The following is a 17,426-nucleotide window of genomic DNA, read 5'->3' on the forward strand; positions in this document are numbered from 1 at the left end:
GGAAAGGATGAAAGGGGTCGAGATGAGCAAGGCTACGCACGAACAACTTACCGCGATCAACAGCGCCGTCCGTCGCCTGGTGGTCCAGGCCTGCCCGGGTGCCGGCAAGACGTTCACCCTGAGGGAGTACGCCCTGGTGCGTCCCTCGGAGCGCATCCTGTACCTCACCTACACGAAGTCTCTCCAGACTGAAGCCGAGGGCAAGTTCCCCCAGAACGTCGAATGCCGCACCACTCACTCCCTTGCGTGGTCGTTCGGCCGTCGCTTCAAGGACGCCGGTAAGCTGGGCGACCTGCGCCCGAGCGACTTCGCCCGCGCCTTCGGCATCGAGATCGGCTTTGCCAGTATCCTGGTGACGACTGTCACGAGCTTTCTGTTCTCCGCGGATACCGACTTCGAGCCGCACCATGTGCCGGACACGATCGCCGAGGCAGATGTCGCTGAGACCCTGAAGTGGGGCCGGCTCGCTTGGGAGGCCATGCAGGATCTCGGCCGCAAGAACGTTCCCATGCCCCATGACGGCTATCTCAAGCTGTTCCAGCTTTCGAAGCCGGACCTGTCGCGTCGCTACGATCGCATCCTGTTCGACGAAGGCCAGGACGCCAACCCGGTCACGACCTCGATCGTTCTTGCCCAGAATTGCCCTGTGGTGATCGTCGGCGACCGGTATCAGGCGATCTTTGCCTTCCGGGGTGCCGTCAATGCCATGGACATGATCCAACCGGATGAAACGGTCTACCTCACCCAGAGCCATCGCTTCGGCCCTGGCATTGCCCGGCTGGCCACGATGCTCCTCTCCGCGTTCCGCGGCGAAGAGCGACCTGTGTACAGTGCCTTCCCGGATCGGCCGACTGGCTACACGGTCGACGTTTCCAAGCCGTACGCGGTCATCGGCCGCACGAACGCCAAGCTGTTCGACAAGGCTGTCGCCATGCTGGGCAACAAGCGTCTGCACTTTGTCGGTGGGCTCAGTAATTACCCATTTGACAAGTTGGTGGACGTTTGGAACCTGATGAGCGGCCAGCCGGCCGCCGTCAAGGACCAGTTGCTCAAGACCTTTGGTTCGCTGGAGAAGCTCGAGGAGTACGCGACGGGCGTTGACGACAAGGAGATTCTCTCCCTGATCGGTGTGGTGAAGGAGTACCGCAGCGCGATCCCGTCGCTGGTCGAGAGGATCAAGGCGGAAGCAGTGGAACAAGCAGAGCACGCTGACGTTCTGCTCTCGACGGCCCATCGTGCGAAGGGTCTCGAATTCAGCCAGGTACTGCTGCTCGACGACTTTGAAGACTTCGTCACGGCCAATGGCGAGCTGCTGACTCTGGATACGCCCGAACTGGTCCAGGAACTGCACCTGCTGTTCGTGGCACTCACCCGAGCCGAGGACGTTATCGAGCTCAACGCCCAGATGCAGGACATCATCGCGATCCTAGGGGATCGCGTGCCTGAAGCTCAGCCAACCCCGGGCGAGAGGAGCACCGAACAAGTGGGGGAGCAGCTTGGCCAGATTCCGGGTTTTGATTACGTGCCGGTTGTGTATACGTGTGATGTAGCGGAAAATGTCACACGTGAACAAAAGGCACCGGTGGTCGCGCTGGCGCAAGTGCCGGTTTCCTTTCCGCCTTCTCGTACGTCGCGTTCCGAGAGATCTATCTCGGAATCGGCACGAATCGGAAGGTCGCCCTGGCCGAGTTGCGTGCCGCGGCTTCCTTTACCTAACAAACAGGAGATCCTCATGCATGCAGGACAAGTCAGTATGTCCAACGGAGTCACCATCGACGTGGTGCAACAGGAAACCGGTGCCGTTTTGCTCGAGTTCGGACGAGCAGGGAACTACACGGGTTTGCTGATGGCGGGCAATACCCGTGACGAGGTCCTCGCCAAGCTGGGTGAGCTCACTGCCTTGGTCGCCGCTCTGCCGCAGACGGCGCAGGCGGAAGAGCCCGCTCTGGCCGGTGCCTGACGGCGGCCGGTCAACCACCAGAATCCAGAAGAGACCGCGCAAGGGAGCGGGCCATGGCCAAAGACGATTTCATCCGCATCAAGTACACCCGCGAAGTCGACGGGCGCAAGAAGCGCAGCTCGGTTTCCGTGGACCCAGACCTCTTCGAGATCTTTGCGAAGATCCGCGGCACTGTTCCGGCAGCTCGCGCAGTGCTGCGTGAATGGGCGGTTGCGGTCGACGCGGACCGCCAGTGGCAGGATGGCCTGGGTGTCGATGGCGGCATCGGCCTTTCTCGCATGGTGCAGAGGCGGATGTTCTCCGAGATCAACACGTTCGTCGACAAGGGCATGGTGGTGATCCAGAAGGAGGATGCGGATCTGCATCCGAACGCCCCGCGTCCGACAAGGAGCGCGGCCCGCCGGCGGAGTGTCTCAGCCTGAGTGAAGCTTATCGGCTTGACAACATTTACCACTCACGTATTATACATACGTGTTATTAATCTATTTTCAGGATTGCGGCGATGAGTGCAGAGTCGGGACGTTCGAAGTTCCCCCAGTTCGTTACCAAGGAAGCTGAGCTTCGCCACAGGGAAGAAGCCTGCATCGCCAGGATCGAGAGCCTGCAACGCAAGCTTGCTGAAGGCAGTGTCATTCCGGTACCGGAGCTGCGCTCGGATCTGGCTACTGCGAAGCGGGAGTTGGCCGAGGTACGTGCGAGCATGGCGGAAGAGGGCATTGCGGCCCTGTAATGCGAGACCTCGAGAGCAATCAACCATGAAAAAGTACGCCATGGAGTTCTATCGCCGAAACTCGGTTGTGCTGCTCGCGTTGGCGGTAACCGTGGCAAGCGTTGTATTGACTATCGGTGCTGCGCATCTGGTCCACACATTCATCCTGACGTGACATGAAACCGCAAGAACTGGCAAAAAATCCGGCAGGACAAGACCAAATTGCACGAGCGCGGGAGCTTTGCGATGGATCTCTAGCATTGACCGCACGGTTGTCTGCGCTACTGAGGACGAAACCGACACGAGGGCAGATGCTCGACTTTCTCGAAGAGTTGAACAAGTCGGCAAAACAAACGGCGTACGAGGAAGGCATCAAGCGCATCTGTGAGGCGGTCGGCATCCTGGAGCCGTCTCCACAAGACAGGCTCATGGCTATGCAAGTAGGCATGCTTCGCGAGCAGAACGAGTTACTGCATCACATTGCAACCGGCGTTGGCGCGATTCCGAAAGACAAGCCACTTAGCTTCACCGGTGCGGTAGGCGCGGCGATTGTTGGCACCCTGCTCACACGCTGAGCCGTGCTCCGTCTGGAATTCTCCTCTCCTTGATAGTGCTCGGCAGCCGCTGAAATGCATGCTGCTAAACAAGGGAAAAGACGGAAGAGTAGGTCGCTGCAAGGTTGCGGTGCGTGGCCCGCGTGAGGCAAACCAACAACGACTGTAGTCCAAGTACACACAATCGACACGTACCCCCATCCACGAAGTTGAGAGCGCCAACGAGTTCTGGGGCGCCGCCCGTCGCTACAGGGGAGCCGGCCTTTCCGTAACCGAAGATATCTCGATCAGCGAGATGGCACTCGAGGCGACGCGTTGGCAGCATCTCGCGCCCATCGCAGAGTGCCTGGACAAACTGATCACTAGACGGCTGAGTGTCGATCGCGAACCCTGGCATGTTGCCGTTGGTCGCGGGTTTGGCGCGGAGGACAACGGCGACGCCGCTACTTCTGGGCCGGCGATATCGGACGATTCGAATACTGTGAGAACATGAGCAAACAAGAGAAGTTCTACGACTGGCTCTCGACTGGGGAGCCACCACCCATCAATAGGCGCGTCTACGAGGCAGCCAAGCTGCCGTTTGCATACTTGGCGCAGTTCCTGTGGTGGGTCTCTTCCCCTTGGCGCCGAGCTCTTCCACTGGCGCTCGCGGGCGTTGCTCTCCTCTGTGGCTTTTTGATCCTGATGGGGGATGAAACCATTACTTGGGGCGACTTCGGGACGGTCGCTACCGTCGCAACAGTTGTTCTGGGCGTAGTCGTCGTGATTCTCGACGTGCTGAGGGCAATATTCGAGTAACGCTCCGCACTTCACTCCTATTGGGACGTTTTCAATGAGCACAAGCCGGGCTACTCGCCGAGATCCTATGGCAGACGTCATGCCACTCGAGCTTCTGGAAGTGGCGCATCTGCTGATCAGTAGAGGTCAGAATGAACTCTACTGGGAAAGAGTTCCCCTCCCGAAGCGACCGGTCGGCCAGGTCCGCTACGAAGTGGCTCGCCAGGCAGCGACCTTTGTTGTGCCATTGGTAGGTCTAACCTGCGCCGCGCAGATCTACGGGGCAACTGGCTTGCTGCTTGGGCTGCCGCTTGCATGGCTAGGCGGCTACTTCTTGGATCTGCAACTCAAGTCTGCGATTGGGAAGAAGAAGATTCGTGATGACATGATTGACGCTGGCCGCTACAAGGCGGTGGGCTGGCTGGCTGCGCAGATGGGTATGCGCCCAGACGAGATCACACTGGCGACGATCCGGAAGATGAACAAGGATTACGTCATTGTTAAGGCGCGTATGGACCTGGAGTTGGCTCGCCGCGAGGAAGCCCGCAAGGCCGCTCACGTACGGCAGTCGCCGTCCTCCGATGATGTGCATCATGATTACACTCCGGGGGTAGTCGCTGCCGCCGGATTGGGTGCGGCAACCGCCTACACGTCAGTAGACGAAGATGACGACTACTATGATCGAGGCCAATCCTACTCGCCGGCCGTGAACCCTGCTAACGGGATGCCGATGGTTGCTGGCACCTATGTGGACGTCAACGGCAATATGTTTGGAACTGACACGTTCTGACGCCGGGATATTTTGGACTTCGCGGAGCGCGCAGCCCGCGGAGAAGAGGGCGCCCGAACCGGAGCACGCATGCGTCGCCATAGCCTGACCCTCACGCTGGCAAAGATCCTATTCAAGGACGGGCCCGTGAAGTTCTTCCAGCTCGTCTACATCCTCGGCCGTTCGAAGCTACGGCGGACCTATGATTCCCACACACGGCGCTTTCTCCAAGCCGGCCACGCCGCGTTACTCGCCGCGGGTGTGATAGTGCTGTGGCTCGCTGTGCGAGATCCATCCCTGATCGATGCGAGGTCTACGGCCGGCCGGATCTTCTGCGGAGCGATCGGCATGGCTTTTACCCTGAGCGGTGCGACGTGGTTTCTCATGCCGGCATTTCAACGAGCGACGCTGCTGGGGGAGGTGACGGCCGGCACGTTGTACGGGATGCTCCTCGCCGGTGTCACGTGGTTGGGTTGGGAGCGTGCGGCGGCGCTCTACCAGGCCAATCCTGTAGCGTTAGTCGCTGGAGTACTCGTCGTCGCGGCGCTTGTGCTGGCGTTTGCCCATCCGCTCTCGCTCTTTCTGCGTTTCCGATTGCTGCGGCTGCGCACCAATCACTATGCGTTCGAGACCCCATATCACCAGATGCTCGCTTCGCGCCCAGCTAGAGGGCAGTACAGAGGCGTGGCAATTCATGAGGCTGGCCATGCTCTGATGTACAGCTTGGGCGATCGGGTGCCAGAGGACGCGATCGCCTATATTGACTTCGACACCATCTCGCCGAACCTGGGGCAGGTTTCGCTGCCAACTCTGAAGGAGGGTGATATCAGCATGGCCATGCTGGAGTGGAAAATGCATACATACCTCGCTGGAATGGTAGCGGAGGTTTTGCGTGCAGGGACTCACGGCATGGGCGTGTCCGGAGACCTCGAGGGCTGGAGTGAGCTAGTTGGCCCATACCTCTTGTTGCGCACCGATGTTGTGTACTTCGCCAATCCAAGTACCGAGCTGGAGATCGAGTCCAACAAGAGGGAGGTTGCAGCGTTGAAGAAACACATGCTGGCAGTGCTCACACGCTTTATGCGGGCAAACTGGCATGTCGTCGAGCGGATCGCTGACTGCCTTGAGGAGGTGGACTGCCTTGATCACCAGCAGTTGGCTGGCCTGATTTCTGGCGTGGTGCGCACGGGCGGGCTGCCGACGCCAGTTTGGCCAGACCACATGGATGGCACGCCGCTGCGCCAGATCCCGGGCGCTTGACGTCGGGCATAAAAAAACCGCCAACGCATAGCGCCGGCGGTTTCTGTGGGTTAGAAATCAGTCGTTAAGAGCGCTGTTTCCGAAAGCCATGCAGGGAATCCTGCTTTTCCTTGTTCTGTTCGGTCGGTGTGCGGCGAGCTTCTTTGCGCACTGCCTGGATAGCACCGACTAGAGGTGCGAAGAACAGACGCGGGGCTTCCCGAGCTGCGGTAACAAACTCCGAGCGAAAGCTGGTCTTGGTCATTCGAGCATCTCCTTGACGGCTCGATATCCAGTGATACCGAGGTAGACCAAGTATAACACCGCGTCAACGATGGTGATCGTGTGCTCAAGGAACGAGATCACCTGGAGGGTAAAGGTCGGTATCCCGACCGTTTCCAGGAACCGGATCAGCAAAGACAAGCCGACAGCGACGCTACCGATGATCAAGAAGATCAACGTGCCGACGACAGTATGTGCTGCGAAGTGCGCAACGGGCGCCCACCAGGCTTTGTGATGTTTCGTTTCAGCCATGTTTCTCCTGTGTTGAGTTAAGCACCTGGGAACCCCAGGGCTCCAAGCCTCCTTGCATAGACCTGGCAACACAGGAATGCGCAACGCCTGGGGATAAGTTGGGGTGGTGCCTCAATGGACGTCGCCGGCCGGCCGATAGACAGAAGACCATTCAGTAGAACGTGAGCGTCACCGCCAACGAGTTGCTGCAGGATTTGGACCCGCTCGGCCCGCAGCGGCTGCTTGCCACCTTCGCACGATTTGCTGTCATCTTGACAAATAGCACTCAATCGAACAAGATGCATAACATGTAGGTATATGCGTTGAGTATAGCAATAGCGATATTTGCTCAGTCGACAGGGCCATGCGGAAATGTTGCGGCGCATGTTGAGCGCCGGCGATGGTGTAGTCATCCTCCGCATCACCGGGGATCTCGAGCGGCATCATCCGAATGTTGAGATCTTCGAAGGTTGGGAGGGCTATCAGCGATTCTTGGCGCCAATCCTGCGCAGCGGGAAGCTTCAGAAGGGCGATGGGAGTACGCTGCTTTAACTGCATCGAGTTCGTTTTTGCGGCACGACACGGAATTGCTCACGTTTGCGGCACTGATCAACGACGCTTGGGCATAGAAATCGCAACCATGACTGCCACAATCGAAACACCGCTTGCCGCTGTGGGCAAAGCGATCAGCGGGATCAAGGCCAAGCATCCTGAACCTGATGCGGGCGGACGCGTTCCGAACGCGCAGATAGTAGAGTTCCATGAACGCCAGGTCGACGCTTGGCGTGCGCAGGCAGCGGAAGCCAGCCTGCTGGCACAGCACAAGTCAGAGTCAGGTGAGTCTGAGCTGGCGCTCGTACTATCGGAATGGAGCGAGCGGACGATGCGCGCAGCCGATGAGAGAGCTAGATATCTCACGTCTGCAGAGTATCAAGAATGGCTCGCGGGCCGGCAGGAGTGGTTGGCGGAGGCCACCGTTGACACGGTCGCAGCCGACAATAGCAAACGGGCGTGCGCGTTCGGCAAGGGTGTACGCGTCGTGATCGCTGAGGACATTGATAGGCGGTTCTGGCGCTATCGGTCAGGCCAGACCGGTACGGTCAGGTATGTGCTCGATGATGGCGGCGTGGAAGTACTGCTCGACGGCTACAAACGCGAAAAGCTATCCAACTGGTGGCGTCGCATCTGGCGAGGCGAAGGCGCCAACCTGGTCCCTTGGCGCGGCGTGTTCAAGGCCTCGGAATTGCGAGTCATTTGAACCACAGGAGCCGTAGGATGAGTACCAAGGTTTGGAACGTGATGTACATGCTTGGAAATACTGCCCGCATTGTTGGCGATGCGGGTAATCCTCAGGCCCGCAAGTCCGCGCTTCACGTAGCCGCAGTCATCGACAAGAACGGGTGGCGTGTCTGGGTGGAGCATCACAAGACAGGCAAGCGCCTTTTCGAGAGCGAGCGCGAGAAGACGCACCGGGAAGCTCCCCCCGTGTAGAGGAGAAGGCGATACGCTGGACGAAGGGCGGCCCGGTAACAAAGGGAAAGGTCAAGTATGGCAGGATCACTAGCAGGCCAAATCGGGCTGGCACTCTTCGGATTGCTCGTGGTGTCGGCCTTTTGCATGGGTGTAATTGCACCGCTCAATCGCTCGGTTGCGTTGACCACAATTGGGCTCAGCACTGCAACGGCTTTCGCGTCGTTTGTGGTGCCTGTATGGGAAGAGCTATGGAACTCGCACTTCATGGTGGCGGCAAGGTCTTGATGTCTGCACCACAGCAGAAGTGGCACGGTGATAACCCTGCCGTAGCACAGTATGCCCGTTTTGCTGGTCAGGACATGGCAGCGATAACCGACGATGCTGGCGCATTCGACTTGCTGTATCTCGGCTTTGTAACTGGCGGCTTCCCGACCATTGATGCAGCGAAAGACGCGGCGCCACAGTTTGCACGCCGGGTCTTGTCCCATTTGTCCAGCCTGATCGACGGCTAGGACCGCACTGACACTACGGAATAGACGAAATGGACAACGAATTAGAGCTGAGAACTATGGTTGGCGAAGCCGACCGTACTTTGCTCGTGGCGGGGCTCCAGGCGCTGCATCGTGAGCGCCTTGCCGCCTACAACGCGGCCGTGTATGTGGCGTTCATTCGTGGTGAGCTCCATCCTCCCATGGCGATGTTTGGCTTGGACGAAGTGCACACGATGCTTCGGCGTGTCGGTGCAGCGCCGGCCCCGTTCTGATCGGAAGCGGCGATGAGCTTGATCGACGAAGCGAGGCGTTGGCGCCAACAGTGGGGCTACGTTGGCCGCGGCGGCGTAATAGTGGTTTTTGAGGGCAAGGCGCAGGGGTGGGTGAACGAGCTTAGGAATCCAGAACGCTGGCAGCCTGGCTGCGTGGCGTTCGATGAACAAGGCCGGAGCTGGACAACCATCGCTGGCAATGAACGAGACGGGGCGCTGATGTGGTTGCCCAATGACCCGATCAAGGGAGAATGAGCATGATCCTTACTGAAGCAGAGCGGGTCGCGATTCGCGGCTTGGCGTCAGGCGACAAGACGCAATTCGAGGCCGCGCAGGGCGCCTTTAATCGGGCAGCACGGCAACACGGCGTGGACTCCTGCGTAGAGCTCCAATTCATGGCTGAATTGCTTGCGCCGGTTCCGGATCTGCTACTGCGCTCACAGTATCGCGCGGCCGTACTGAAGCAAGCGATTTGATGGGAAATGGACCAAATGAGCGTAGCAAAGTGCGTTGCATCACTACTTGTCCTCTCGGCTGTCACAGGCTGCGCAATGACGCAACAGGAATTGGCGCACGAACCGCCAAATGCAAAATTTGTCGTGGCTGCAGAGTTCGGATGTCTCTATGAAAAGGGCGCCGAAAGAGCTGCTGCCAGCTTGGGCGTGAGCGAACCGAAGATGAGCGGCTACATTAGCTCCAAAGGCGGCTACGCATGGTTCCGACAACCGCTGACCTTGATCATGCTGCGTTCCAAAGGCGCCGGCAGCACTGAGATCACGCGACAGCAACACGGAAGCGCGGCGGTCCTAGGCCAAGGCGAAGACATGCTTGCTTACTTGAAATCGAATCCATGTGTGGTCGATCCCCAGCGCCCAGAGTAGCTTCACCAGCGAAGAGGAATAGCCATTCGATTCACTGGCAGCGCGTATCAGTGCGCTTGACCATCTCTCTCAACTCATCCCGAACGTGCTCCGGGAGTGTTACGCCGCTTGCCATCCTGAGGAATGCCGCTCGATGTGCTCGCGACCGAGAACACAAGGCTTCCAGCTTTGTGAATGCCTCGCGTGATACGCGATAGCTTTTGGTCTCGCGAAAGACCAGGCTCAAACAAAAATCAAGAATTGACACGCGCTTGCGCAGGAAGACCGCGACGATCACGTGATCTCGGGCCTCGCGCTCCTCTGGCGGTATGGCCCCTACGCGGACGTAGTCAATCGGCTCGGTGATGTACTCCTCATCAAGCGGCGTAGCCATATGGCGAGTCGTACGGCCACCCACGTTGAAGGTATAGTCAGGATCGAATGGTTCTTGTGCGTATTCCCAGGATGGACGTGGGATCGCGGTGCCTGGATACGTCATTTCAGTTTTCAGCCCCCACGAAATCGCCGTTTGGGCGCTTGAGTCGCATCATTGGAATGCCTTTGTGTTCCAGGTGCTCAACGGACCAGGTCTCGGACGTCTTTTTGCCGCCTGAACCGTAGAGGGAAACGGGAACACTCTTTGTGGCTGGGCCGAAGACGACGCAACCTGATCCGTCCACAGGATGTCCACCCATGAACCAGAGGTACTTTGATGGCGGCACTGGTTCGCTGGGGCACAGATCGCTACCACTGATGACTGTAGCTTCCCCACCAACCACGAGCCGCGTCCCTGGTGGAATTACCGTGGTGTAGCCGGGCGACCCGATTGCCTTGTATGCTCCCGCGCCGATGTCCTCCAACATACCTGCGTGAGACACCCTTGCCAAACTGAGGGCGGCACCGACCAGCAGCGTCAAGGTTTTCAGAGTTCGCCTCTTCATCGTTCAACCATCCCGTTCAGGTGTGTTCCCGGATGGATCGCGCCATCGCTCTCACCTTGTGGTCGGCCTGCGAAAAATTGGGATTGCCCAAACAGTGGGTAAAGGGTTAATGGCCCTGCCACGAAGAAGACATTGAGCATGATGAAGTCCATCAGGAAAGTCTTCCCGAACCCGGCGCGGGCCTCTTCCGATAGAGCAGGGAGATTCCAGAAGGCAAGGCCCACCCCGCTCTTGATGCACGCCATCACGAAAGCCGCGAGCGTGACACCTAGCATCAGGGCGCCGATCATATCACTGCGTTTCATCCTTACTCCTGTACCTGTTTCTTGTGACTGGGGCGGGGAGGAGATTGCGCCTGGCGCCATTCCGATTAGTTCTTGCCAAAGATCCGGCGAGCGCAGACATGCAGCGGAATTCCGGTGAGAAGCAACGCGACTCCGACGATGACGGGAGTCGCCTGCGAGGTTTCAAACAATCACGATGCGCCGCCGGACTTCGCCATCAAGTACGTAACACCAGCAACACGGACGCCACCGCAATAACGGCGAATATACCTGGCCCAAGGGGAGCCAGTAAGTCTTTGGGAGTCTTGTTCACTGGATAAACTCCACCGGCTGCCCGCCGATCACGGGGCGCTCGTGCTGCATCGGCAGGCTACCGATCCTTGGTGGTGCCGAAACGTTCGGGCGAAGTGAGGCAGGAGTGGCGCGGGTTAGGGCGCGCAATGCGCTCGGAGAGATCTTGAGCGAGCGGTCCGCGTCGACATGGTTCAAACCCTGCAGCAGCTCGTTGGCCGTGATGCTCAGGTTCTGCAGAATGTTGTCCGCCTCCCATTCCGGTATGCGGGTCTCGTCGATACGCATTAGGAACGTTTGCTCCGTCATCATTTGTCGGCCTTATTGGGTTGTCGTGAGGAGTGCATCGAAACGTTCGCGGAGCAACTTCTCTTGGTCTGCGAAGCGGGCGTCCCCCGAGTCCCTCAGCTTCATGATGTTCTGGAGCTTCCAACGGACGGCCGGCAAGTCCTTGAGGTGAGGGAAGGCCGGCATCAGAGTCCAGTCGGGCTCTGCCTTCACAAACGAGATGAGGAAATCGCGGTGAGCCGGGGTCAGCGCCGCGGGCAATTCGGTCTGAAGCCGCTGTTGGACGGCGACCAGGCGGTCGAGGCTTACCTCTTCAGTTGTCATACCCACAAACTCGCCGTAGCTCTCCTCGAGGTTCTTCTGCTTTGGGAACAGCACTTCATGGGTTGGTCGATTGTGTCCTGCCAGGTAGCCGACAAAGCAGTCGACGAAATCGGCTTGCAGGCCGAACATCTCATAGCAGTGCATGACATCGAAGATGTCTCTCGAGTGCTGCCGATCCATCGCGGCAACCAGCTTGCTTCCGTACAGCTCTGCCTTCTGAAGGACCGGAACCGAGATGGACTTGTTGAAGAGCTCCTGTGCTTTTGGCACGAGTTCATGCATCACAGGGGCCAGCAACGTGCCCCGAAACACATAGTTGACTTCGACCTTCACGGACGAATCGGCAGATACCGCTGTCAGCTTGACGTCGTCCCCCTTGATCTTGCTGTTCGATGCGACCTTCGTGAAATGAGCCTCGTATCCCAGCTTCTCAATCGCCTCTTTTGCGCGGGCCAGCTCTTCTCCGATGCTCTGGAGCGCCGCTTCGCGGTCCATCGTGTGCTCGGTGAACACGACGTCGATATCGACGGACAAGCGGGGTAGGTCCTGGAGGAACAGGTTAATGGCAGTTCCCCCCTTCATAGCGAACTTGTCAGTATCGAAGACGGGCGGCGCGATATCAATGAGCAGGCGGACGGTGTCGAGATAGGTATTGTTCATGGTTCTTGTGCGATGCTGTGCTTCAGCTTGTTCGACAACCGTTTGGCTTCGACGCGTAGATCAACATGTTCTTGGAGGTGTTTTCCCCAGTCAAAGCCGCTTTCCTCTCCCAAGACCTTCACTAGCTTGAGGACTTTCAGGCGTGTGCAACTGTCCAAGAACATGTGGAGGACCGGTGGGCGGAGGCTTCGCATCGTGACGATGATGTTCTCCACCTCTTCGAGAGTCTGGTTCTTGCCGACATCGCTCACGAGCTCGAGGAACGCGCGCTCAGGAACGGATACGAGAACAGATGGGTTTCCGTTCGGCAGCGGCTTCAGGCCTTCATCGTAGGGGAACGACTCGCCAAACAGGTTGGTCGTCTGATAGCTATAGGTAAGGTGCTTGCCGACCCAGTCCGGAAATCTGTACGCACTCTGGCCCCAAAGCACTACCTTCTCTCGGAATGCGATGTTGTGGCGGACACCTTGCCAATCCAGGGCAGTTTTCCCCCCGACGTGCAGCCCTTTGATCCGTCGGCTCAAGAACGCCAGGATTCCGTCCCGGGTTGGTTTGTCGCCCCGGAGCAGATAGGCGCTTCTCCCGAGTTGTTCGAGCCAGGCCTCGCTGACCATATGGCTAAGGGAGCGCTCAGACACGCCCATTTCGCGGAGCATCTCTGTGTCCATCGGCTGGCCGCGTGGCGCTTGCGCCATCAGATTGTGGAGTGGCTTGTTACGCATTTCTCCATTCTAGTTGATTACTGATGCAAAAACCCTCGCCAAAGTGTACGTTTTTGCATGAAAAATGTGAAAGGCATCGAGCGCACAGAGCTCTTACATACCAAGGGGCACCAATCACGTCATCATTGGATGCTATAATTTGTGCTTGTACTTGCGGAGGCTCCTATGCGTACGACCATTGCGCTTGACGATGAACTGTTGGCCAAGGCCCAAGCCTATACGGGGCTGGAAGAGAAAACGGCACTTGTGCGCGAGGCGCTAAAGGCCTTGATCCAGCGTGAAGCCGCCAAACGACTCGCGAACCTTGGCGGGAGCCAACCGGGCATCGAAGGGGTACCGCGTCGCCGGCAGGACACCAAATGATTCTTGTCGACACGTCGGTCTGGATTGACCACCTCAACGCTTCTGATCCGATGCTGATCAGCCTCTTAACCCAGGAGCGTGTGCTGATTCATCCCTATGTGATCGGTGAGATTTCGCTTGGTAGTCTGCGGGACCGAGATGTCGTGCTTGGCGCTCTGCGCGATTTGCCGCGAGCGCCTGTCGCAACACCAGAGGAGACCCTGTATTTGATCGAGCGCGAAGGCTTGTTCAACCGTGGAATCGGATATGGCGATACATCATTGTTGGCATCCGCGCGTCTCCAACCAGGCATCGCCATCTGGACGCGTGACAAGCGATTGAAGAAAGTTGCTGATGAACTCTGTCTCGGCGCGGTCCTTTCGCACTAGCTCGCGGTAGTGCGGAAGCGGCCGGCCGTGCAGTCAATCACCAGGCCGGCCCTCTGGTGGACAGGAGAATTAGAAGAATGACCATGGAAGTCAAACACCACCTGTTGAATCCGGATGGATCGTATAGCCCGATCATCCCGGATGAACCGATTGGAGGCACTGCCGCGCAGTACGCCAGTTTTATTCAGGCTGAAAACGAGAGAGACGCTGAGGCGCGGGCTCTCATGATGGCCGGGAAGGTTGTTCTGGGCGCGATTGCCGAGAGAATGGCCGCGCCAAACGACCGCGCGCAACATGAGGCTGAACCACTCGGAATGCGGATCGCAGAAGACCTCGCGGTGGTGTTCGCAGCGACGATGACGAAAACAGGATCGGTGAGCCACCAGACGGTGGATCAGATTAAGACCATTGAGGCCCCGGTACAAGTTGTCAATGGCGACGCACCGAATACGGTAGACGAAGAGGCCAAGGTCCTTGCAACGTCACTGCCAGGCGTGGAGTCGGTCGCCGGCGAAGACGGCTCGATGCTCGTCCGGTTCAGCGACGGAACTGAGGCTACTGTCACGCGCAGCTTTCTCGCGTGGACGGGCGATCCGACGTTTGAGCTTTGGCTCCCTCGTGATGAGCGGACTGGCATGGCCAAGATGATGCCCAAGCTTTCAAGAGGTGAAGTACTTAACCCGCTCGGTCAACTCGCGGCGGCAGCCGCGAAGCGCGCAGCATAGGCGGATGCCTTCCTTGCACCATGCGCCAAGTTACCCAAGCTGATTTTCTTGCCCGCGCGCTCGAGGTGCACGGTGACCGCTACGACTACAGTCGTGCCATCTACAGTGGTTCAAATTCCAAACTCACCATCGTCTGCCGCACTCACGGGCCTTTTGAACAAACGCCCAGCAATCACTACAAGGGAAAGGGCTGTCGAGCTTGCGCCGGCGTCCAACCGTACACACTGCAGTCATTCGTTGACCGAGCGCGATCGCTCCATGGCGATCGGTATGGCTACGCCGAAGCCTCGCTGGTCAACGCACTGACCCCGCTCACAATACGCTGCTCGGTACATGGGCCGTTTGAGCAAACGCCGCGTAGACACCTGTCCGGTAGCGGTTGCCCAAAATGTGCAATCACACTCGGCGCAGATCGCCAGCGCGGTACGGCCGATAGCTTCATTGCCAAAGCCCATTCGGTGCATGGGGAGCGATACGACTACAGCCGCGTCGCATATGCCGCGACGCACACGAAGGTTGTAATCGTCTGTCCCGAGCACGGACCTTTTGAGCAAACCCCAGCGGCCCATCAGCGCGGCGCGGGCTGCCCAGCGTGCGCGGGCGTGGCTCGATTGGACACGAGTTCATTTGTCGCACGCGCACGCGCGATCCATGGGCAGCGTTTTGGATATCCGGCGGCGACCGCGAACTTGAGCTCAACGTCGCGGCCGATCTGCTTCACCGTGGGCAGGAATGCCTGGTCAGGGCTGAGGGTTTGCTCGACGGGCTCGCCGGAAGAGGCTAGAGCTATTGCGAGCGCTTCGTCGTTTGTCGACGCGAGCGTCACTGCGGGCAGCGAGGCCAGAGCAGCAACGGCGATGTGGGCGCAGACGGCACGCATGTTGATTCTTTTCATCTGTATGGGTAGGGCATCGAGGCATTCCACGTTTTTGCCGATCAGGGCGACCCTGCGGGGACAGGGCAATCTTCAAGACGTTTGCGGCGCTCGCGCCTGCGCGTCAAGGTTGAACTGCTGATCGAGCACGCGCCGAGACTCTTCGCTGAGTACTCCATCGTCAAACAGCAAGGTGCACGGCTCCACTCTGGTCCGAAGGCCCCTCCACGCCCTCCGAACGAACGGCACCCAATCCTTCGCAGCCGCTTTGCTCGGATAGGCATTCCCAACTCGCGTCCATCCCAAGGCAGGATGCAAGATCATCGTGAAATACACTGTCTTTGTGGTTCGCATAGCTACCGTCTCGCCCTGGGGCAGCCTAAGCCGTTGGAGGATTCTTGGCCTTCATGACGGCCATGTGCGCGGCGACTGCTTCATCCTTGAGAACGATCACGATCGGGCCCTCTCGGAAGTCGCCACTCATGGTCCCGTGAAGCGCGTCCCGTTCGTCCTCGGCGAGATTGCGCCATTTCGCAATCCAGTCGACTTTCCCGAAGAGCAGGCCGGACGGCCCGGTGGCACATGACTGCCCCACTGATAAACCGTTCTCGCGGCACCACGCGCGGGCCGCTTCTAGCGCGACCCATGTGCCTTGCTGGCAGAATTCGATTCGCATGTGACTTGATCCATCCGAAAGAGATTCACACTTCCAACGTCTGCGCGACATAGCAACGATCTCAGTCGCCAAGGCTCTCGATGCAATAGGGGCGATTCTCATTGCCCGGGAGATTCCAGTCCCACGCTGAAACCTTGGCGCTGCAACCAGCAACAGGACATTCCAACGGAGAGAGGTCGCGCGCACGGTCTATCGGCTCCGCCTGGATCGACAGGCTCAACGGCTGGCCATGTACCGGGCACAATCCACGATTCAGTCTCCACAAGCGTTGTAGGTCAACGGGTAGTCGCCGCTTGGTCCGCGCATCCGTCGCCAGGAACGACGAGAAATCCTCGGTCATTGACTTGCCTTCGCCTCCAAGAACATTGCGGCATCGGAAAAAGCTCTTGCAGCAGCTGCAACTGAGTTCGCGTAGCGATCAAATCCCAGCTCGCGCAACTTGGCCGCTTTTTCCTCGGCGTCGTGCGCTTGGCGCCACAGGCCCTTAGTGAGCCGAGATACAGATGGCTTCTTACGTTGCTTCATGTCGCCCCCAAGTCGTGTTTGGCGTTGGAATTCACGGAGATGGCTGTGTGCGCGAGAGTCCGCGTCAAAAGGTGGTTCAAGCGAACGGAGCGTCGATCGGCATCTTCCTGAGCAACGTCGTGGTCAGCGAGAAATAGCCTCCCTCCAGGCGCGGGGCGTAGTCACGCACCCATTGCGCCGCGAGAGGCGAGCGGAGCGCGGCCTCGACTCGATCAAGCACGCCGGGCTCACCGCACACGATGCTAAGGTTGTGGTTGATCGGCAGAATGCCGGGCGGGACGCGCACGGCTTTAGGCGACGTGGCGATCCGCGGCACGAGCAAGGTCTCGCGGGACAGATCCATGCGATGGAAGGTCTCCGGCGGTAGCCAGAAGGTACCCCGCCGGCCCCGTGCCGCCATCCTGTACATATGGCGCTGCAGGTGCTCAATCACGCGATCGCACGGCGTCACACCAGGCGCCGTCCTGATGGCGAATCGCCGCGGCGTACAAAGGCGACCGTCGACAATGTCATCAGTGTCGACGGCCGGCACCAGATACTCGCTCGGCAGCGTCGTGGCCGTTTCTTCGTCCACCACAAAGATCCCGGAAGAGCCAAGCCATGGTGCGATGCGTATCGGTAAGCTTGTAAGCGGCAAGAACCCAGTGTCCATTCCTGAACTTACGATCTTCAACCCTAACCAAAGCGAGATTGATGGCCCTGATTGATCACTATCTGAAGGCATGCGGCCTTGCGGAAGATCCGCATCGCTCAGTGTATGAAGAGTGC

30 protein-coding genes are annotated in these 17,426 nt (G+C 58.7%); 18 read left to right on the forward strand and 12 right to left on the reverse strand.

All coding sequences use genetic code 11. The features are described from left to right. The first annotated feature begins 22 nt into the window (after positions 1-22). From RMET_RS29725 to RMET_RS29755, 8 genes are all read left to right on the forward strand, one after another. A complete protein-coding gene (locus RMET_RS29725; protein ID WP_011514783.1) occupies positions 23-1,960 on the forward strand; it encodes a UvrD-helicase domain-containing protein in 1,938 nt (645 codons plus the stop codon). Between the two features lie 53 nt (positions 1,961-2,013). Then, positions 2,014-2,382: a hypothetical protein gene (locus RMET_RS29730; protein ID WP_011229295.1), complete on the forward strand. Its 369-nt coding sequence runs from the start codon at positions 2,014-2,016 to the stop codon at positions 2,380-2,382. A gap of 80 nt (positions 2,383-2,462) precedes the next feature. Further along, entirely contained in the window at positions 2,463-2,690 is a 228-nt protein-coding gene (locus RMET_RS29735) for a hypothetical protein (RefSeq protein WP_017511124.1), read from the forward strand. 25 nt (positions 2,691-2,715) lie between these two features. Continuing rightward, positions 2,716-2,844, forward strand: coding sequence for a hypothetical protein (locus tag RMET_RS34420; RefSeq protein WP_017511125.1), 129 nt, complete (start codon positions 2,716-2,718; stop codon positions 2,842-2,844). A gap of 136 nt (positions 2,845-2,980) precedes the next feature. Beyond that, positions 2,981-3,244 (forward strand): hypothetical protein, encoded by a 264-nt coding sequence (locus tag RMET_RS31900; RefSeq protein WP_011229296.1) that lies wholly within the window; start codon positions 2,981-2,983, stop codon positions 3,242-3,244. A 468-nt stretch (positions 3,245-3,712) separates the two neighbouring features. Beyond that, complete coding sequence (locus RMET_RS29745; RefSeq protein WP_017511142.1) at positions 3,713-4,021, forward strand: hypothetical protein; 309 nt, start codon at positions 3,713-3,715, stop codon at positions 4,019-4,021. Between the two features lie 67 nt (positions 4,022-4,088). Further along, complete coding sequence (locus RMET_RS29750; protein WP_017511143.1) at positions 4,089-4,790, forward strand: hypothetical protein; 702 nt, start codon at positions 4,089-4,091, stop codon at positions 4,788-4,790. 69 nt (positions 4,791-4,859) lie between these two features. Further along, complete coding sequence (locus RMET_RS29755; protein ID WP_011229298.1) at positions 4,860-6,029, forward strand: FtsH/Yme1/Tma family ATP-dependent metallopeptidase; 1,170 nt, start codon at positions 4,860-4,862, stop codon at positions 6,027-6,029. A gap of 64 nt (positions 6,030-6,093) precedes the next feature. On the opposite strand, the gene RMET_RS29760 is transcribed toward RMET_RS29755, so the two are convergent. After that, complete coding sequence (locus RMET_RS29760) at positions 6,094-6,273, reverse strand: hypothetical protein (RefSeq protein WP_011514786.1); 180 nt, start codon at positions 6,271-6,273, stop codon at positions 6,094-6,096. Further along, entirely contained in the window at positions 6,270-6,542 is a 273-nt protein-coding gene (locus tag RMET_RS29765; RefSeq protein WP_011229299.1) for a hypothetical protein, read from the reverse strand. The genes RMET_RS29760 and RMET_RS29765 overlap by 4 nt, the downstream gene beginning before the upstream one ends. Before the next feature lie 619 nt (positions 6,543-7,161). Between RMET_RS29765 and RMET_RS29775 the strand changes: the two genes are divergently transcribed. From RMET_RS29775 to RMET_RS29805, 7 genes are all read left to right on the forward strand, one after another. Further along, complete coding sequence (locus tag RMET_RS29775) at positions 7,162-7,779, forward strand: hypothetical protein (RefSeq protein ID WP_035882427.1); 618 nt, start codon at positions 7,162-7,164, stop codon at positions 7,777-7,779. Positions 7,780-7,796: 17 nt separating this feature from the next. Continuing rightward, entirely contained in the window at positions 7,797-8,012 is a 216-nt protein-coding gene (locus RMET_RS29780) for a hypothetical protein (protein WP_017515860.1), read from the forward strand. Positions 8,013-8,242: 230 nt separating this feature from the next. Next, positions 8,243-8,506: a hypothetical protein gene (locus RMET_RS29785; protein WP_011514788.1), complete on the forward strand. Its 264-nt coding sequence runs from the start codon at positions 8,243-8,245 to the stop codon at positions 8,504-8,506. 29 nt (positions 8,507-8,535) lie between these two features. Further along, the gene (locus RMET_RS29790; RefSeq protein WP_011229302.1) at positions 8,536-8,757 is read left to right on the forward strand and encodes a hypothetical protein; all 222 of its coding nucleotides are present in this window, start codon (positions 8,536-8,538) and stop codon (positions 8,755-8,757) included. A gap of 12 nt (positions 8,758-8,769) precedes the next feature. Next, on the forward strand, positions 8,770-9,012 hold the full coding sequence (locus RMET_RS29795; protein ID WP_035882428.1) for a hypothetical protein: 243 nt from the start codon (positions 8,770-8,772) through the stop codon (positions 9,010-9,012). 2 nt (positions 9,013-9,014) lie between these two features. After that, positions 9,015-9,233 (forward strand): hypothetical protein, encoded by a 219-nt coding sequence (locus RMET_RS29800; protein WP_017515791.1) that lies wholly within the window; start codon positions 9,015-9,017, stop codon positions 9,231-9,233. 75 nt (positions 9,234-9,308) lie between these two features. Further along, positions 9,309-9,638 (forward strand): hypothetical protein, encoded by a 330-nt coding sequence (locus RMET_RS29805; RefSeq protein WP_035882430.1) that lies wholly within the window; start codon positions 9,309-9,311, stop codon positions 9,636-9,638. A 31-nt stretch (positions 9,639-9,669) separates the two neighbouring features. Here the strand turns inward: RMET_RS29805 and RMET_RS29810 are convergent, their stop codons facing one another. The 5 genes from RMET_RS29810 to RMET_RS29830 form a co-directional block, all read right to left on the reverse strand. Beyond that, complete coding sequence (locus RMET_RS29810; RefSeq protein ID WP_011514792.1) at positions 9,670-10,116, reverse strand: hypothetical protein; 447 nt, start codon at positions 10,114-10,116, stop codon at positions 9,670-9,672. A gap of 438 nt (positions 10,117-10,554) precedes the next feature. Next, entirely contained in the window at positions 10,555-10,863 is a 309-nt protein-coding gene (locus RMET_RS29815) for a hypothetical protein (RefSeq protein WP_017514069.1), read from the reverse strand. A gap of 288 nt (positions 10,864-11,151) precedes the next feature. Then, positions 11,152-11,421, reverse strand: a complete 270-nt coding sequence (locus tag RMET_RS29820) for a hypothetical protein (protein WP_124682103.1) — start codon at positions 11,419-11,421, stop codon at positions 11,152-11,154. Between the two features lie 33 nt (positions 11,422-11,454). Further along, complete coding sequence (locus RMET_RS29825; RefSeq protein WP_011229304.1) at positions 11,455-12,405, reverse strand: nucleotidyl transferase AbiEii/AbiGii toxin family protein; 951 nt, start codon at positions 12,403-12,405, stop codon at positions 11,455-11,457. Further along, on the reverse strand, positions 12,402-13,127 hold the full coding sequence (locus tag RMET_RS29830) for a type IV toxin-antitoxin system AbiEi family antitoxin (protein ID WP_011514795.1): 726 nt from the start codon (positions 13,125-13,127) through the stop codon (positions 12,402-12,404). Before RMET_RS29830 ends, RMET_RS29825 begins: the two co-directional genes overlap by 4 nt. A gap of 165 nt (positions 13,128-13,292) precedes the next feature. Here RMET_RS29830 and RMET_RS29835 point away from each other — a divergent pair, with 165 nt between their 5' ends. The 3 genes from RMET_RS29835 (at position 13,293) to RMET_RS34320 (ending at position 14,583) form a co-directional block, all read left to right on the forward strand. Further along, entirely contained in the window at positions 13,293-13,490 is a 198-nt protein-coding gene (locus tag RMET_RS29835) for a type II toxin-antitoxin system VapB family antitoxin (RefSeq protein WP_011229305.1), read from the forward strand. Then, positions 13,487-13,858: a type II toxin-antitoxin system VapC family toxin gene (locus RMET_RS29840; RefSeq protein ID WP_011229306.1), complete on the forward strand. Its 372-nt coding sequence runs from the start codon at positions 13,487-13,489 to the stop codon at positions 13,856-13,858. The genes RMET_RS29835 and RMET_RS29840 overlap by 4 nt, the downstream gene beginning before the upstream one ends. Positions 13,859-13,935: 77 nt before the next feature. Further along, positions 13,936-14,583: a hypothetical protein gene (locus RMET_RS34320; RefSeq protein ID WP_202127000.1), complete on the forward strand. Its 648-nt coding sequence runs from the start codon at positions 13,936-13,938 to the stop codon at positions 14,581-14,583. 568 nt (positions 14,584-15,151) lie between these two features. Here RMET_RS34320 and RMET_RS33820 read toward each other — a convergent pair. From RMET_RS33820 to RMET_RS29860, 5 genes are all read right to left on the reverse strand, one after another. Continuing rightward, entirely contained in the window at positions 15,152-15,463 is a 312-nt protein-coding gene (locus RMET_RS33820; protein ID WP_049799859.1) for a hypothetical protein, read from the reverse strand. A 373-nt stretch (positions 15,464-15,836) separates the two neighbouring features. After that, on the reverse strand, positions 15,837-16,133 hold the full coding sequence (locus RMET_RS29855; protein WP_049799860.1) for a hypothetical protein: 297 nt from the start codon (positions 16,131-16,133) through the stop codon (positions 15,837-15,839). Positions 16,134-16,194: 61 nt separating this feature from the next. Further along, complete coding sequence (locus RMET_RS33230) at positions 16,195-16,473, reverse strand: hypothetical protein (RefSeq protein WP_011514799.1); 279 nt, start codon at positions 16,471-16,473, stop codon at positions 16,195-16,197. Next, complete coding sequence (locus RMET_RS33825; protein WP_152564866.1) at positions 16,470-16,658, reverse strand: hypothetical protein; 189 nt, start codon at positions 16,656-16,658, stop codon at positions 16,470-16,472. Before RMET_RS33825 ends, RMET_RS33230 begins: the two co-directional genes overlap by 4 nt. Positions 16,659-16,734: 76 nt before the next feature. Continuing rightward, complete coding sequence (locus RMET_RS29860; protein WP_011229308.1) at positions 16,735-17,232, reverse strand: hypothetical protein; 498 nt, start codon at positions 17,230-17,232, stop codon at positions 16,735-16,737. Positions 17,233-17,426: the final 194 nt, after the last annotated feature.

This window comes from Cupriavidus metallidurans CH34 (assembly GCF_000196015.1).
Lineage (GTDB): Bacteria > Pseudomonadota > Gammaproteobacteria > Burkholderiales > Burkholderiaceae > Cupriavidus > Cupriavidus metallidurans.

Bases quoted from the DNA above. Each gene is read 5' to 3' on its own strand.
- RMET_RS29725 (WP_011514783.1), top strand. From the start codon at position 23: ATGAGCAAGGCTACGCACGAACAACTTACCGCGATCAACAGCGCCGTC.
- RMET_RS29730 (WP_011229295.1), top strand. From the start codon at position 2,014: ATGGCCAAAGACGATTTCATCCGCATCAAGTACACCCGCGAAGTCGAC.
- RMET_RS29735 (WP_017511124.1), top strand. From the start codon at position 2,463: ATGAGTGCAGAGTCGGGACGTTCGAAGTTCCCCCAGTTCGTTACCAAG.
- RMET_RS34420 (WP_017511125.1), top strand. From the start codon at position 2,716: ATGAAAAAGTACGCCATGGAGTTCTATCGCCGAAACTCGGTTGTGCTG.
- RMET_RS31900 (WP_011229296.1), top strand. From the start codon at position 2,981: ATGCTCGACTTTCTCGAAGAGTTGAACAAGTCGGCAAAACAAACGGCG.
- RMET_RS29745 (WP_017511142.1), top strand. From the start codon at position 3,713: ATGAGCAAACAAGAGAAGTTCTACGACTGGCTCTCGACTGGGGAGCCA.
- RMET_RS29750 (WP_017511143.1), top strand. From the start codon at position 4,089: ATGGCAGACGTCATGCCACTCGAGCTTCTGGAAGTGGCGCATCTGCTG.
- RMET_RS29755 (WP_011229298.1), top strand. From the start codon at position 4,860: ATGCGTCGCCATAGCCTGACCCTCACGCTGGCAAAGATCCTATTCAAG.
- RMET_RS29760 (WP_011514786.1), bottom strand. From the start codon at position 6,273: ATGACCAAGACCAGCTTTCGCTCGGAGTTTGTTACCGCAGCTCGGGAA.
- RMET_RS29765 (WP_011229299.1), bottom strand. From the start codon at position 6,542: ATGGCTGAAACGAAACATCACAAAGCCTGGTGGGCGCCCGTTGCGCAC.
- RMET_RS29775 (WP_035882427.1), top strand. From the start codon at position 7,162: ATGACTGCCACAATCGAAACACCGCTTGCCGCTGTGGGCAAAGCGATC.
- RMET_RS29780 (WP_017515860.1), top strand. From the start codon at position 7,797: ATGAGTACCAAGGTTTGGAACGTGATGTACATGCTTGGAAATACTGCC.
- RMET_RS29785 (WP_011514788.1), top strand. From the start codon at position 8,243: ATGGAACTCGCACTTCATGGTGGCGGCAAGGTCTTGATGTCTGCACCA.
- RMET_RS29790 (WP_011229302.1), top strand. From the start codon at position 8,536: ATGGACAACGAATTAGAGCTGAGAACTATGGTTGGCGAAGCCGACCGT.
- RMET_RS29795 (WP_035882428.1), top strand. From the start codon at position 8,770: ATGAGCTTGATCGACGAAGCGAGGCGTTGGCGCCAACAGTGGGGCTAC.
- RMET_RS29800 (WP_017515791.1), top strand. From the start codon at position 9,015: ATGATCCTTACTGAAGCAGAGCGGGTCGCGATTCGCGGCTTGGCGTCA.
- RMET_RS29805 (WP_035882430.1), top strand. From the start codon at position 9,309: ATGACGCAACAGGAATTGGCGCACGAACCGCCAAATGCAAAATTTGTC.
- RMET_RS29810 (WP_011514792.1), bottom strand. From the start codon at position 10,116: ATGACGTATCCAGGCACCGCGATCCCACGTCCATCCTGGGAATACGCA.
- RMET_RS29815 (WP_017514069.1), bottom strand. From the start codon at position 10,863: ATGAAACGCAGTGATATGATCGGCGCCCTGATGCTAGGTGTCACGCTC.
- RMET_RS29820 (WP_124682103.1), bottom strand. From the start codon at position 11,421: ATGCGTATCGACGAGACCCGCATACCGGAATGGGAGGCGGACAACATT.
- RMET_RS29825 (WP_011229304.1), bottom strand. From the start codon at position 12,405: ATGAACAATACCTATCTCGACACCGTCCGCCTGCTCATTGATATCGCG.
- RMET_RS29830 (WP_011514795.1), bottom strand. From the start codon at position 13,127: ATGCGTAACAAGCCACTCCACAATCTGATGGCGCAAGCGCCACGCGGC.
- RMET_RS29835 (WP_011229305.1), top strand. From the start codon at position 13,293: ATGCGTACGACCATTGCGCTTGACGATGAACTGTTGGCCAAGGCCCAA.
- RMET_RS29840 (WP_011229306.1), top strand. From the start codon at position 13,487: ATGATTCTTGTCGACACGTCGGTCTGGATTGACCACCTCAACGCTTCT.
- RMET_RS34320 (WP_202127000.1), top strand. From the start codon at position 13,936: ATGACCATGGAAGTCAAACACCACCTGTTGAATCCGGATGGATCGTAT.
- RMET_RS33820 (WP_049799859.1), bottom strand. From the start codon at position 15,463: ATGCGTGCCGTCTGCGCCCACATCGCCGTTGCTGCTCTGGCCTCGCTG.
- RMET_RS29855 (WP_049799860.1), bottom strand. From the start codon at position 16,133: ATGCGAATCGAATTCTGCCAGCAAGGCACATGGGTCGCGCTAGAAGCG.
- RMET_RS33230 (WP_011514799.1), bottom strand. From the start codon at position 16,473: ATGACCGAGGATTTCTCGTCGTTCCTGGCGACGGATGCGCGGACCAAG.
- RMET_RS33825 (WP_152564866.1), bottom strand. From the start codon at position 16,658: ATGAAGCAACGTAAGAAGCCATCTGTATCTCGGCTCACTAAGGGCCTG.